Source organism: Streptomyces sp. NPDC001851, assembly GCF_040297165.1.
GTDB lineage: Bacteria > Actinomycetota > Actinomycetes > Streptomycetales > Streptomycetaceae > Streptomyces.
Genome location: NZ_JBEOYR010000028.1, coordinates 56,516 through 68,574 on the forward strand (window position 1 = coordinate 56,516; position 12,059 = coordinate 68,574).

Consider the following 12,059-nt stretch of genomic DNA (forward strand, 5'->3'; position numbering starts at 1 on the left):
TGGTCCCGACCCTTCGGGTACGCATGGGAGAGGCACCGTGAACATACGCGAACTCTCCCTGTTTGCCGTCCTGTTCGCCATGCTCGCCGTCGTTGCTGTCATCGCCCTGGTGCGCGAGATCCGCGGCCGCACGCCCAATCCGCTCAAGCCGCGCCGCCAGGTCGCCGCCCGTATCCGGCGCGCACGGGCCGAGCTGCCGGAGAAGTGGCAGGCCCGCTGGCGCTATTTGGTCACCCTCGCCGGCGTCGTCACCTTCGGGGTGTGGGCCTACACGGGCTGGCCTGTTCACGGTCTGCTCGCCGGGGCCGCCGTCCTCGGCCTGCCGTTCGTCCTCAACCCGGGAGTCTCCGCGCAGGCGCGCATCGAACGCCTCGAGGCCCTCGCGCAGTGGCTCAACCATCTCGCCGGTGTGCACACCGCGGGCATCGGCCTGCCGGCCACGATCCGTGCCTCGGTGAAGAACGCCCCCGCGCCGATCGCGGCGAACGTCCGCGGCCTGTCCGAGCGGCTGCGCGCCGGCATGGAGACACACGATGCCTTCGACTTGTTCGCCGACGAGATGGCCGACGGCGTCTTCGACCACGTGGTGCTGCTCTTCCAGTCCCACGCCGTCTACAAGGGTCCCGGTCTCGCTGACGCGCTCGAAGCCCTGGCTGTCACCATCCACCAGCAGGCCGCTGACGCCCGCGACGTCGAGGCCGACCGGGCCAAGGTCCGCAAAAGCGCCCGCATGGTGTCCATCGTTGTGCTCATCGTCGTGCTCGGCTGCATGCTGAACCAGGGCTGGTCGGGCTGGTACCAGACGCCAGCAGGGCAGGGGGTCCTCGCCCTCCTCGGCGCCGGCTTCGCCTGGACGCTGATGCTTCTGCGCCGCATCGCGCGCACCAGCCCCGACCCGCGCCTGATCGAGATCGACAAGCACCGCACACGGGAGATCTCTCTCGGCTACGCCTTCGGCGCCGGCGATAGCCGTCCGCAGGTCTGGGTCTCTGCGGCCGCCGCACCTGCCCGGACGGAGGAAGCCCGATGATCCCCCTGAACGTGGTCGCGCCTGCGGCCGCTACCGGCGTTCTGCTCGGTCTGGGCGTGCGCGCCGCCTGGCCCGCCAAACCTGATCTGACCAGCGTCCTGGACCGGCTGGACGCCGGCAAGGTGCCCGCCGCCTTGCCCGGCGACGCTCTCGTCCCCACCGGATCGCTGCCCGAACGCGTCGGCAACCGGCTCCTGGCCGACTTCGGTGACCGCATCGCCCTGCCGATGCGCGATCTGAATCTGCTGCGTATCAGCCCGGCCGAACACCTCGGCAAGCGATTCCTGTTCGCCCTCTACGGGCTGGTCGTTCCGCAGCTGCTGCAGGCCATGCTCGCCCTCGCCGGCGCACGGTTTCCCTACGTCGTCCCGGCAGGCCTTTCCCTCGGGCTGGCGGCGCTGTTCTGGCTGTGGCCGGGCCGCGAGGTCGCCAAGGAGGCCGCTGAGGCCCGCCTGATCGTGCGGCACGCGGCCGCCTCCTACCTTGAGCGCGTAGCTTTGGCCCGGGTCGCCAACTCCGGTGCCGCCCAGGCCCTGACTGACACCGCCCGGGTTGGCGAGAACTTCATCTTCGAGCGGATGCGGCAGGTCTTCCACCAGGCCGACCTCGCCGGCGTCACTGCGTGGGACGCCTTGAAGCAGCTCGGTGAGGAGCTCGACATCCCCGAGCTGACCCGGCCGGCCGACACCCTCGCTCTGGCCGGGGACGGCGCCGCCGTCTACACCACCTTGCAGGCGCAGGCCCGGCAGCTGCGCATCGCGCTGCTGTCCGACCAGAAGGCCAAGGCCAACGAAGCCTCCGCCGCGATGATCCTGCCGGTCACCTTCGGGGTCATCCTCATGATCACTTTCGTGATGATTCCCCTGACGATCACCATTCTCGGCAGCTGACCCAAAAGGAAGAACGATGGACCTCACCTACCTCACGACCCTGCTGCGGGCCCGCTGGGAACAGATCAAGAACGCTGGTGACACGGGCCAGTCCACCACCGAACTCGCCGTCATGGCAGCCGTCCTGATCGTGGTGGCCGGACTCGTGGTCGCCGCCATCAGAACCAAGGTCCTGGAGAAGATCGGCATCATCAACGGCGGCTGAGCGGCGAACCCACGACCAGGGGAAGGACAAAGACGGTGAAGGCGCACACGCGCAGGAGCCGCTGGCGGGCACTGGCCGCCCGGCTGCGTTCAGATCGCGGGAACGGCAGTGTGGAGGTCGCCGTCCTGGCTGTCGTGGTGCTGATGCTGGTCTTCACCATCATCCAGGTCGGCTTGTACTTCCACGCCCGCAAGGTCGCGCAGTCCGCCGCGCGGCAGGGCGTCGACACCGGGCGCCGGTTCGGCTCTGGCCCGGGCGACGGCGTCGCCCAGGCGCAGGACTTCCTCGCCAAGTTCGGCGGCAGCGTGCGCGGCGCGTCCGTCTCCTCCGCCGGCAGCACCGCCGAAGAGCTCCACATCACGGTCACCGGGCACATCGCCACCCTCGTTCCCGGACTGGAACTCACCGTCATCCAGGACGCCCACGGCCCGATCGAACGCTGGACCAATCCATGATCCGCCTCCGTACGGCCGCGCGCCGCCGAGCAGGCCATGACCGGGGAAGCGCCTCGCTCGAAGTCGTCGTGATCGCCCCGGCCATCATCGCCCTGCTCGGCCTGATGATCGCCTTCGGCCGTGTCATCGACGCCGACGGAGCTGTCGACGCAGCCGCCCACGCCGCGGCCCGGGCCGCCTCTCTCGAGCGCGACGCCGCCCGCGCCCAGGCCCAGGCCCAGGCGGCCGCCCAGGACAGCCTCAGCGGCGACGGCGTCACCTGCCAGACCACCGACGTCTTGGTCGACACCTCCGGCTACTTTCTCGACGTCGGCCAGACCGCCACCGTGACCGCCACCATCTCGTGCACCGCGCGCCTGTCGGACATCGCCCTGCCCGGCCTACCCGGATCCAAGACCCTCACAGCGACCTGGACCAGCCCGATCGACACCTACCGGGGGCGGCAATGATCCACGCCGTACGGAAGCTGCCGGCCCGCCGCCGCGCCCAATTGGCCGCCCGAGGCGACCGCGGATCCATGTCCCTGTTCCTGGCACTGTCCGCACTCGCCATCCTCATGGTCATGGGGTTGCTCGTCGACGGCGGCGGCGCCCTGAACGCGTCCAACCGCGCCACCTCCCTGGCCCAAGAGGCTGCCCGCGCTGCCGGCGAGCAGGTCGATGCCGCCCAAGCGATCCAGGGCACCGCCATCACCATCGACCCCGACGCCGCGCGCGGAGCCGCCCTGGACTACCTCGCCGCCGCGCATGTGCAGGGCGACGTACAGATCACCGACGGCGGGCAGACCCTGACGGTGACCGTCCACGGCACCTACGCCACCCGCTTCGCATCCCTGCTCGGCGTGGGCACGATCCACGTGAACGGCACCGCGACCGCCCACCTGCAAACCCACGCCGGAGGCTGAGCCGCTATGGCACCCCGCACCCCCAAGCCGCTGCGCGCCGCCGGCGTACTGCTGCGCGCTCTCCTCGGCCTCGTCCTCCTCACGGCCCTGGTCGGTGGCGGCCCCCTCGCCCTGCTCACCCTCGGCCACCAGCCCACCGAGCTGTCCGGCGGGGCCAACCTGCTGCTTGAGCAGGACGACGGCACCCTGTGGCTGGTCGCCCTCACCTGCATCGGCTGGGCCGCCTGGGCCGCGTTCACCTTCAGCGTCGCCCTCGAAGTCGTCGCCGTCGCCCGTCGCCGCTCGGCGCCCCGCATCCGCGGCCTGGGCAGCATGCAGGCCCTGGCCGGCTTCCTGGTCGGCGGCATCGTCCTGCTGGCCCCGACCGCCGCATCAGCCGCCACCACCACCCCCGCCATCGCCAACACCCAAACCGTGAACGGCCCCGCCGCGAGCGCCGCGGCCACACCAAGCAGCACACCCAGTGCCGACGCCGGTTTCCCCACGCACACCGTCACATCGGCCACCGAGACCCCCTGGGACCTTGCCGAGATCTATCTCGGCAACGGCCAGCGCTGGAAAGACCTCGCCGCCCTCAATCCGCACCTGCCCGAACTGACCGCCGGCGACCAGTACTTGCCGAAAGCAGCACTCATCAAGCTGCCCCTCGACGCCCGCACTTCCGCCCCCGCCACCAGCGACACAGCGGACAACAACTCCGAAGCCTCTGCATCAGAAGGGGTGCGCACACAGCTGAGTGCCCGTGCACCGGCCGCCTCCGAGAAGAGGGAACGCGTGGTCACCGCGCGGGACGGCGACTACCTGTCGAAGATTGCCCAGAAGGAACTCGGCGACGGTAACGCCTGGCCGCAGCTGTTCGAGGCCAGCCGGGGCAAACCCCAACCAGGCGGCCTCCCCGAGATCACCAACCCGAATGTGATCTACCCGGGGCAGCAGATCACCGTGCCCGGCGCCCCATCCGACCGGCACGATCAAGACCTGGGCACCGGGCGCAAGGGCGATGGGCATGCCGGCAACTCCGGCAGCCGCCCGCACACGCCCCCGCCCACCACGACTGGCCACGACCAGCAGGACCAGGGCCACACCGAGGGCAAGGAGCCGGCCCCCGCACCGAGTGCGAGCCCGCCGGCATCCTCCACGCCCGGCGCGCAGCCCGGCCGGGAGCAACAGGTGCCGCCCACGGCGTCCCGGCCCTCTGCCAGCGCCTCCGCACCCGGCTCCTCCCCCGCTGCAACCGGCACCCAGGCGCCTGCGTCGTCAGCGAGCAGCCCGCTGCAGCTACGCACAATCCTGGGCGCCGGCGCACTGCTGGCAGCCGCCATCACCGGGGCGCTTACCGTACGCAGGCTGCTGCAGCGCCGCCGCCGCAAGCCGGGCGAGACCATCGCCATCGCTTCGGAAACCTCTCCCGCAGAGGCGAAACTCGCAGCGGCCGCCGAACCCGCTGGTGCCACCCGCCTGCACCTGGCACTGCACACCCTCGCGTACCTGGCCGGCCAGGATGGTCAAACGGCGCCCATGCTGCGGGCCGCACGGATCGGGGCCCGCTCGCTGGAGGTCCTACCGGAGGACCTCGCCCAGCAGCCCCGGGCGCCGTTCACGATGGGGCAGGCCGGATGGTGGCAGCTGGCCGCCGACGCCCATCTCCTGGACCAGGACGAAACACGCGGGATGCCGGCCCCGTATCCGGGCCTGGTCACCATCGGCAGCACTGCCTCGGGTGAACTCGTCCTGTTCAACCTCGCGCAGACGCCCGCCCTGCTGCTGGACGGCGATCCGCTGCACATCACCGAGGTATGCACCTCGCTCGCCCTGGAACTCGGGATGAGCCCGTGGGCGAGTGAGGCCGAAGTGGTCACCGTCGGCTTCGGCGAGGACCTGCCGCAGCTCCTGCCCACCTGCCGGATCGCACACATGCGGCAGCCCGCCCATGCCCTGCGCGACCTGACTGAACGGCTGCTGGAAGCGCACCAGATGCCCGACACCCAGCATCAGCCCTATCTGCTGCTGTGCACGGCCACCCTGGACACCGACACCGCCTGGCAGTTCGCCGACCTCATCGACAAAGCCGGCGACGTTCCCGTCACGCTCATCGCCCCCGCCCACTTGGCCGCGGCGCACTTCCCCGAAGCAGAAACCCTCAATGCATCCCTCAGCACACCACAGCCCCTCAACTCCATCGGCACCGACATCACCCTGCAGCGCCTGGAACACGCCGCCTACCTGCAGATCAGCACCGCCTTGAAGGTGTCCGGGCAGCCGTCCCACCCAGCCGAGGGCCCCTGGCAGGACGTTCCAGAGGAGCTTGAAGGTACGCATCAGACCGAGCAGACATCCCCTCAGGAATCCGACGGCACCGCAGCCGACCCGGACCGCAGCAGCAAGACCGACGCGACGGCGCCCGTGACAGGCAACGTGACCGACAGCGACGTGTTCCCGGCCCTGCTCGCCGCCAGCACCGATCCCTCCGCACTCCGTCTCCTGCCTGCCGCACCACATCACGGGCAGAACCACCTCGGAAAGGACCCCGCCACAGATGCACCCAAGACCGAAGAACCAAAAGGCCCGACCTCTGCGGTGCCAGAACCGAACAGCGCCAAACGCACGACGCCGGGCGAAGCACACGACCTGCATGCACCGGAGATCCGCGTCCTGGGACCAGTCGAAGTGGACAACGTCGCCAGCTCCGGGCACGGCCCGCGCATCGCCCAGCTCGCGGCGCTGATGTACTTCCGCCCCGGCCGCAGCGCCGATGCGCTGTGCACTGATATGGACCCGCTCAACCCGTGGTCACCGACCACCCTGAACGCCCGCCTGCAGGGCCTGCGCCGCGCCCTGGGCAACGACCCGGCCGGCAACGCATACGTGCCACGCCGCCGCACCGGCGACGACCCCTACCGGCTGGCCCCCACCGTCCGCTGCGACTGGACAAGGTTCCTCCAACTCGCCGAACGCGCACTGCCCCAGGGACCAGCCGGTCTCCCAGATCTGGAGAAGGCGCTCGGCCTGGTGCGAGGACGCCCGTTCGGCTCCAAGCCGCTGCCCTGGGCCGAACCCTTCCAACAAGAAATGATCACAAGGATCATCGACGTCGCGCACACCATAGCCACCTACCGCACCCCACCCGGCCCCCACCACAACCTCAGCGCAGCACGCCAAGCCATCGCGACCGGCCTCAACGTCGACGACAGCGCCGAGTTGCTGTACAGGGACTGGATGAGGGTGGAACACGCCGCCGGGAACCGTTCGGGCTTGCACACCGCCATCGCTCGCATCCAGCAGGTCGACAGATCACTGGATGCGTCCCTGGAACTGGAGACGGAGCAGCTGATCAACGAACTCCTCCATGGCCATGACCCTGCCACGCACAAGGCCCTGTAGAAGACCGGTGCACAGCATGCGCAGCACGCGCTACCGGCTGGAAGCCACGCCGCAGGCTGCGCAGCCCAACAGCTCACCCAGCGCCACCCCACACAAGGCGGGCGGCCGGGCCCCCACACCATCAGTGAACCCCTACACAGTGCGGAGGTGAGCGCCGTCGATCCACCAGGGGCCATGCCACAGCAGTAGGGCGTACCCGACGACCGCCAGGGCGACGCCCGTGATGTAGCGCGATCCTCTTCGTCTTGGGCTTCATGCGCCCGGACATCGGGGACCGCGCCGCCGCGAAGGTGCTGCTTGAGCGGGTGGCCGACGCCCACCACCGGCTGGAACTCGTCTGGGCCGACGGCCACCGGTATGCCGTCGCGCGACGTGGCAGCTTCACCTCCCCTTCGCCGTAGCGGCCTCCAGGCGCGGGCCGACGGAACGGTTCACCTTCCACGGGCCGGCTTCGAGTCCTTCCCGTGCTCGGCCATGATCCCCAGGGCCATCTCAACCCACCGCACGGCGGCCCGGCCCAGCCCTCCCATGTCGCCGCTCCCACGGTCCGGGCCGTCACGCACGAGCCCGGCTTCCCGGTCGCCAGCGCGCCCACCGCTTGATGGCCCTCACGCTCACGCCCAGCTCGGTGGCCTTCTCCTCGTATCACTGCAGCTTGGGCACCGTGGTCCGCGTACTGCGGCCGGGGCTCGCCAGGCTCTGCGAGTTCGTCGCTGCCCGACCGGGAAGCCGGTCAGAACCTCGTTGCTGTGACTCCTCCCCCGGCTGAAGCCGGGGGTTTCTCGCTATGCCTGCGGCTTCGCGACGGACCAGCCCGGCCCGTAGAACGTTGATCGCGCCCACCGTGTCCGCGTGCGCCTGGTGGTCGCACGCGATGCAGTGGAACTTTTCCTGGCTGAAGAGGCGCAGCGAACTCCGCCGCTGCGCGGCTTGGTCCGAGGATGCGTTTCCCTCCCCGGCTGAAGCCGGGGATACCCACGCAAGATCAGGGATGGGCAGCCCGCTCCCGAACTGCGGCAGGTTCCTCATCGCTGAGCTGAGCGAGCAGCACCGAGGCCGTCTCGCGGTCGTCGTCCGCCTGTGGCCCCGGTCCGGTCGCGATGACCTGGGCCCGGCCAGAGGCGAGCACCTCACGCAGCGACAACCGGAACCGGCGGCCCGCCCCGTCACGGACCAGCACCTCGTTGCCGACCGCAGAGCTGGACATCTCCTCCACCACGACGACTTCACCGTCGCACTCCCCCCTCGTGCCCACCAGCCCCGACACGTACAGCAGCTCCGGTCACATGTCCTCCACCAGGTCTCGTCGACCGCCAGGCGACACCGCGCCGAGATCCTCAGTAACGGCCAGCCCCACGGCTGGATCACCGCGCAGGCCAGCACCGCCCAGGAGCAGGGCGACGGAGAGGGCTCCTGAGAGTGCGGTGTTCAAGGGCGGAGCTTTTCGGCGGATGCCGGTGGTGAAAGGTCGCGCCGGATCGGCGGCGGCTGGCGTCAAGCACGTTGCGTTCGTGGGGAACGCGCCGCAACCCCTGACCAGTAGGAGAACCGTAAACTATAGGTGTTTGCCGATCTGGCGACCGGTGTCCCATGCGGCCGTATGCGCCCGACATGCCTTCGAATCGATCGAGGGCGGGCTGCAAAAGCATGCCGTGAAGTGAATAAAACGTGGAGGCCGCGTGAATTACGGCCAACCTGGAGATCACTTGCACGCGCGTAGACCTCGCGTGACACCGGGGCCCCGGCAGTGCCCGCCTGCCGCGCCGAGCCAGGCATGAATGACTCAAAATTGAACTGGTGACCGACAGGCTCACTACGGTTTGCGGCGGTTACTGTCCCACCGAGAGGAAACCCCTCATGACCGCCGCCGACAGCGCACCGATCACAGCCCACATCCTCACCGGCTATCGGGTGGAGGACGGCTTCGTGGCCGTGGGGCTGAACCCGCCCCCCGCCGAGTACGTCTGGCACGACGAAGACGCCGAGCAGCAAGAGGAGCGGGACGGCCCGGGCGTGGGATACCACCAGTGGCTGGCCATCGACGCGCAGAGCGGTGCGGTCTGGTTCGGGGACGTCGACTGGCGAGCCTCGCGCGAGCACCTGGAGCGCCAGCTCCCCGGTGTGCGACCCGTCCTGGGAAGTGGCCACCGACGCGGAACTGGAGGCCTACGCCGACTACCGGCCCGACTCGGGCTACGGCGGTGTCCCGGGGCGGATGTGCCGCCCCGGCGACCGGCAGATCGAGGACGGTTTCACCTTCTACGGCCATCGCGCCGCCCTGTACGCCTACCGCGCCCGGGCGTGCGGCGACCGTTCCCCGACGGAGGCCCGCACCTGGTTGGAGACGACAGAGGCCGGCAGGGGCACCTGGGAGGCGGCCAAGCCCCCCGCAGCCACGCTCGCCGACGTGCCGGACTGCGTGCTGGCGGCCCTGGCCGAACGCTTCCAGAACGCCGCGCACGAGGACGGGCTGGTGCTGACCGGTCTCCCCGCCTACCTGCAGCAGCTGCGCGCCGACGAACGGACCGCCGTCGACCAGCAGCTCGTCTACGAAGGCAAGGAAGTCGAACGCCTCGAAGGCATACTCAAAGACCTCCGCACCGCGCGGAACCGCACCGTGACCCGGATCCTGGCCTGGGCCGACGGCCGCGACGACGCGGAGATAGCCCGCCTCGCCTCCATCCCCCCCGACAACGTCCGTGACTGGCGAGCCCGCCTGACCACCGAACAGACCACCGCGACGCCTTAACATCCATCTCCCGACCAGAGCGCAAATGTCATCACCACACGCCGCCACCGACCCACCAGATGCACTCATCGAGCTCGTCGAGAACCCCAGGGTGATCCCCCGTGTGCAGGAAGACCTGGATCTGGTGACTCCTCCCCCGGCTGAAGCCGGAGGCTTCCCGCTATGCCGGTGCGGCTTCGCGACGGACCAGACCGGCCCGTAGCTTCTTCTTGCCTGACACGAATGCCCGCCTGCCGCCCCGCCCGGCGGCCGGCCGTCGGACCTGCACCTCGGTGGCGTCCAACCTCAGCTCGACACCCTCGGCCTGCGCATAGGCGAAGACGTCCTGAGGCGTTCGAAGCCGCATGCCAGGCCTGTCGGGAACAGCAAAACCCCGCTCCGCCAGCAGCCGACGCATCCCACCGACGGCCCGGGTGACAGTCGAGCGATCGACACCGAACAGCACTGCCAGCACAGCGTGCGGCAGATCGTGTCGCAGATTAATCAGCGTGGCCAACAGCCGGTCCCCAACACTGGCCGATAGCGGGCACCGGCACCCTGCGCACGTCTCCTCACACCACCTCGTTGCTGGAAACGCCGTCCCTCCACCGCGGACGCCCACAGGCGGGCCAACTCCTCAACCAACGACGCAAGATGAGCTATCGAGACGCCCGTGAACACCGGATGCGCCAACACCGCCCGATGGACCATGCCCCTCACCACACGAGCATGCCCACCCGCTATCACGCACCAACTCGTAAAAGATTGTCTCAGTTGGCGTGCAGATGAGTACCGATACTCAGGTGCGTCTGCGGGTGGGGCGGCACGCTGGCGGACATGCAGCGTCCTTCGGTGTGGTTGGATCTTGGGCTGGCGATCGTGCTTCTTCCGGTGTCGGCCGTGCTTATCGCCTGGCTCGGGATGCATGTGATGTTCTCGGGTGATGACTTCGGATCCTCTGGCATTCGCACTGCCCAAGCCGGGCGGCGCGGGGCGTGGATCAGCGGTTGCGCAGCGATCGTGGGGGGTGGCGGGTTGATGGGCCTGCGATGGTGGATCGCCGGGTCCGTTCACCTGCTTGTTCTCGGTGCGGCGGCTGTTCTGTTTGCCGGTGTTGCTACGCAGCATGGTTGAACACAGCAGTCATCGGTAGCAGATCAGAGCGCCGGCGAGGGCGACGAAGGCAAGAAAGCGCTCGGCCTTGCGCTCGTAGCGGCGGTGTAGGCGACGGCAGCCGCCAAGCCACGACAGCGTGCGTTCGATGACCCAGCGGTGCCGGCCAAGGCGGTCGGAGCTCTCCGTGCCGCGACCTGCGATGCGCGGCACGATCCGCCGACGGCGCAACCAGTTCCGTAGTGATCGAAGTCGTAGCCCTTGTCTGCGTGGAGCTTGGTTGGGCGGCGGCGCCTGGGGCCCCGGCGGGAGCGGATCGGCGGTATGCCCTGCATCAGCGGCACCAGTGCCTGACTGTCGTGAAGGTTGGCGGCGGAGATGCCGACAGAGAGGGGCAGACCGTTGCGGTCGCAGATGACATGGATCTTCGAGCCCTGCTTGCCGCGGTCGGTCGGATTCGGTCCCGTCAAGGGCCCCTTTGACCACCCGGACACTGGTGGAGTCGATCGCGCAGCGCGACCAGTCCGCCTCCCCGTTCGCACCTAGCCGATCCAGCAGCACCCGGTGCAGCTTGGCCCACACCCGGGCTGCCGACCAGTCGCCGAAGCGCCGGTGCACCGTCTGCCAGGAAGCCCCGAACACCGGCGGCAGTTGCCGCCAGGTGCAGCCCGAGGTGGCCACGAACACAATCGCGGCCAGCACCGCACGGTCATCACACCGGCGTCGGCCCCCGCCCTGCGGACGCGACGGAGCCTCTGGCACCACCAGCTGGAACAACTCCCACAGCGCGTCAAGGATCCGTGCTCGTGGCAGAGGCCCCCCATGAGCTGCTCCGACTGGAACGATCCGCCGAGGAAGAGCGCGCGAAGCTCGCCGGCCTCGCCGGTGACGACCACGACGCCCAGTGGCGCCGCTGGCGCGAGGCGTTCGAGGCCGTGCAGGCGGCCGTCGCCGCGCACGCCAAAGCCACCGAGGCCAGCCAGTACGAAGTGGAGCAGGCCGTGAAGAAGGTTGTGCGGCACGCCCAGGAAGACCCGGCCGTCGAACAACAGCGGCGGCAGACACCCGGACGGTCTACATCGGCAGGGCATGCACGCGCGACGTAACCTTCCTGCACCGCTGGCGTGGGGCACGGCAACGTTTACAGACGTCACCAGCGTAAGGAAGCCGACCACACCGGCCGCCGACCGGTGTCCTTCGCCGGACTGAGGGCCCGACGTCCGGTCGCCCGCCGACTGGAGGGTCATGGCAGACAAGCCCGTCACCATCGTGGCGCTTCTCGCCACTCCCGAGGCCGCGCGGCCCGCCATCCCCGCAGCAAGTCCCGACGTCATCCCCATGCGGCGCAGCTGA

Annotated in this window: 12 protein-coding genes and 2 pseudogenes; 11 read left to right on the forward strand and 3 right to left on the reverse strand. The window is 69.5% G+C overall.

The features are described from left to right. Positions 1–37: 37 nt before the first annotated feature. The 8 genes from ABT171_RS32765 to ABT171_RS32800 all read left to right on the forward strand — a co-directional run bounded on the left by ABT171_RS32765 (position 38) and on the right by ABT171_RS32800 (position 7,266). Positions 38–1,030, forward strand: coding sequence for a type II secretion system F family protein (locus tag ABT171_RS32765; RefSeq protein ID WP_351250031.1), 993 nt, complete (start codon positions 38–40; stop codon positions 1,028–1,030). After that, the gene (locus ABT171_RS32770) at positions 1,027–1,920 is read left to right on the forward strand and encodes a type II secretion system F family protein (RefSeq protein ID WP_351250032.1); all 894 of its coding nucleotides are present in this window, start codon (positions 1,027–1,029) and stop codon (positions 1,918–1,920) included. The genes ABT171_RS32765 and ABT171_RS32770 overlap by 4 nt, the downstream gene beginning before the upstream one ends. 16 nt (positions 1,921–1,936) lie before the next feature. After that, a complete protein-coding gene (locus tag ABT171_RS32775; protein ID WP_351250033.1) occupies positions 1,937–2,125 on the forward strand; it encodes a hypothetical protein in 189 nt (62 codons plus the stop codon). Between the two features lie 35 nt (positions 2,126–2,160). Continuing rightward, a complete protein-coding gene (locus tag ABT171_RS32780) occupies positions 2,161–2,580 on the forward strand; it encodes a TadE/TadG family type IV pilus assembly protein (protein WP_351250034.1) in 420 nt (139 codons plus the stop codon). Beyond that, positions 2,577–3,029, forward strand: coding sequence for a TadE/TadG family type IV pilus assembly protein (locus ABT171_RS32785; protein ID WP_351250035.1), 453 nt, complete (start codon positions 2,577–2,579; stop codon positions 3,027–3,029). The genes ABT171_RS32780 and ABT171_RS32785 overlap by 4 nt, the downstream gene beginning before the upstream one ends. Positions 3,030–3,097: 68 nt before the next feature. Next, positions 3,098–3,484 (forward strand): pilus assembly protein TadG-related protein, encoded by a 387-nt coding sequence (locus ABT171_RS32790; protein WP_351250036.1) that lies wholly within the window; start codon positions 3,098–3,100, stop codon positions 3,482–3,484. 6 nt (positions 3,485–3,490) lie between these two features. Next, a complete protein-coding gene (locus tag ABT171_RS32795) occupies positions 3,491–6,865 on the forward strand; it encodes a hypothetical protein (protein ID WP_351250037.1) in 3,375 nt (1,124 codons plus the stop codon). 245 nt (positions 6,866–7,110) lie between these two features. Then, positions 7,111–7,266: a hypothetical protein gene (locus tag ABT171_RS32800; RefSeq protein ID WP_351250038.1), complete on the forward strand. Its 156-nt coding sequence runs from the start codon at positions 7,111–7,113 to the stop codon at positions 7,264–7,266. Positions 7,267–7,850: 584 nt separating this feature from the next. Here ABT171_RS32800 and ABT171_RS32810 read toward each other — a convergent pair. Continuing rightward, a complete protein-coding gene (locus tag ABT171_RS32810; protein ID WP_351250039.1) occupies positions 7,851–8,072 on the reverse strand; it encodes a hypothetical protein in 222 nt (73 codons plus the stop codon). Positions 8,073–8,984: 912 nt separating this feature from the next. Here ABT171_RS32810 and ABT171_RS32815 point away from each other — a divergent pair. After that, positions 8,985–9,614: a hypothetical protein gene (locus tag ABT171_RS32815; protein ID WP_351250040.1), complete on the forward strand. Its 630-nt coding sequence runs from the start codon at positions 8,985–8,987 to the stop codon at positions 9,612–9,614. Between the two features lie 202 nt (positions 9,615–9,816). On the opposite strand, the pseudogene ABT171_RS32820 reads toward ABT171_RS32815, so the two are convergent. After that, a pseudogene (locus ABT171_RS32820) lies at positions 9,817–10,304 on the reverse strand (helix-turn-helix domain-containing protein); the annotation flags it as partial. Positions 10,305–10,430: 126 nt separating this feature from the next. Here ABT171_RS32820 and ABT171_RS32825 point away from each other — a divergent pair. Next, entirely contained in the window at positions 10,431–10,727 is a 297-nt protein-coding gene (locus ABT171_RS32825) for a hypothetical protein (protein ID WP_351250041.1), read from the forward strand. A gap of 9 nt (positions 10,728–10,736) precedes the next feature. Here the strand turns inward: ABT171_RS32825 and ABT171_RS32830 are convergent. Beyond that, positions 10,737–11,519: pseudogene (locus ABT171_RS32830) on the reverse strand (IS5 family transposase). Here ABT171_RS32830 and ABT171_RS32835 point away from each other — a divergent pair. Then, positions 11,513–11,812, forward strand: a complete 300-nt coding sequence (locus ABT171_RS32835) for a hypothetical protein (RefSeq protein ID WP_351250090.1) — start codon at positions 11,513–11,515, stop codon at positions 11,810–11,812. The pseudogene ABT171_RS32830 and the gene ABT171_RS32835 overlap by 7 nt on opposite strands. The last annotated feature ends 247 nt before the right edge of the window (positions 11,813–12,059 follow it).

What these genes read in the sequence shown, in the direction of transcription:
- ABT171_RS32775 (WP_351250033.1), top strand. Translation starts at nt 1,937, where the DNA reads ATGGACCTCACCTACCTCACGACCCTGCTGCGGGCCCGCTGGGAACAG.
- ABT171_RS32770 (WP_351250032.1), top strand. Translation starts at nt 1,027, where the DNA reads ATGATCCCCCTGAACGTGGTCGCGCCTGCGGCCGCTACCGGCGTTCTG.
- ABT171_RS32810 (WP_351250039.1), bottom strand. Translation starts at nt 8,072, where the DNA reads ATGTCCAGCTCTGCGGTCGGCAACGAGGTGCTGGTCCGTGACGGGGCG.
- ABT171_RS32785 (WP_351250035.1), top strand. Translation starts at nt 2,577, where the DNA reads ATGATCCGCCTCCGTACGGCCGCGCGCCGCCGAGCAGGCCATGACCGG.
- ABT171_RS32790 (WP_351250036.1), top strand. Translation starts at nt 3,098, where the DNA reads ATGTCCCTGTTCCTGGCACTGTCCGCACTCGCCATCCTCATGGTCATG.
- ABT171_RS32825 (WP_351250041.1), top strand. Translation starts at nt 10,431, where the DNA reads ATGCAGCGTCCTTCGGTGTGGTTGGATCTTGGGCTGGCGATCGTGCTT.
- ABT171_RS32795 (WP_351250037.1), top strand. Translation starts at nt 3,491, where the DNA reads ATGGCACCCCGCACCCCCAAGCCGCTGCGCGCCGCCGGCGTACTGCTG.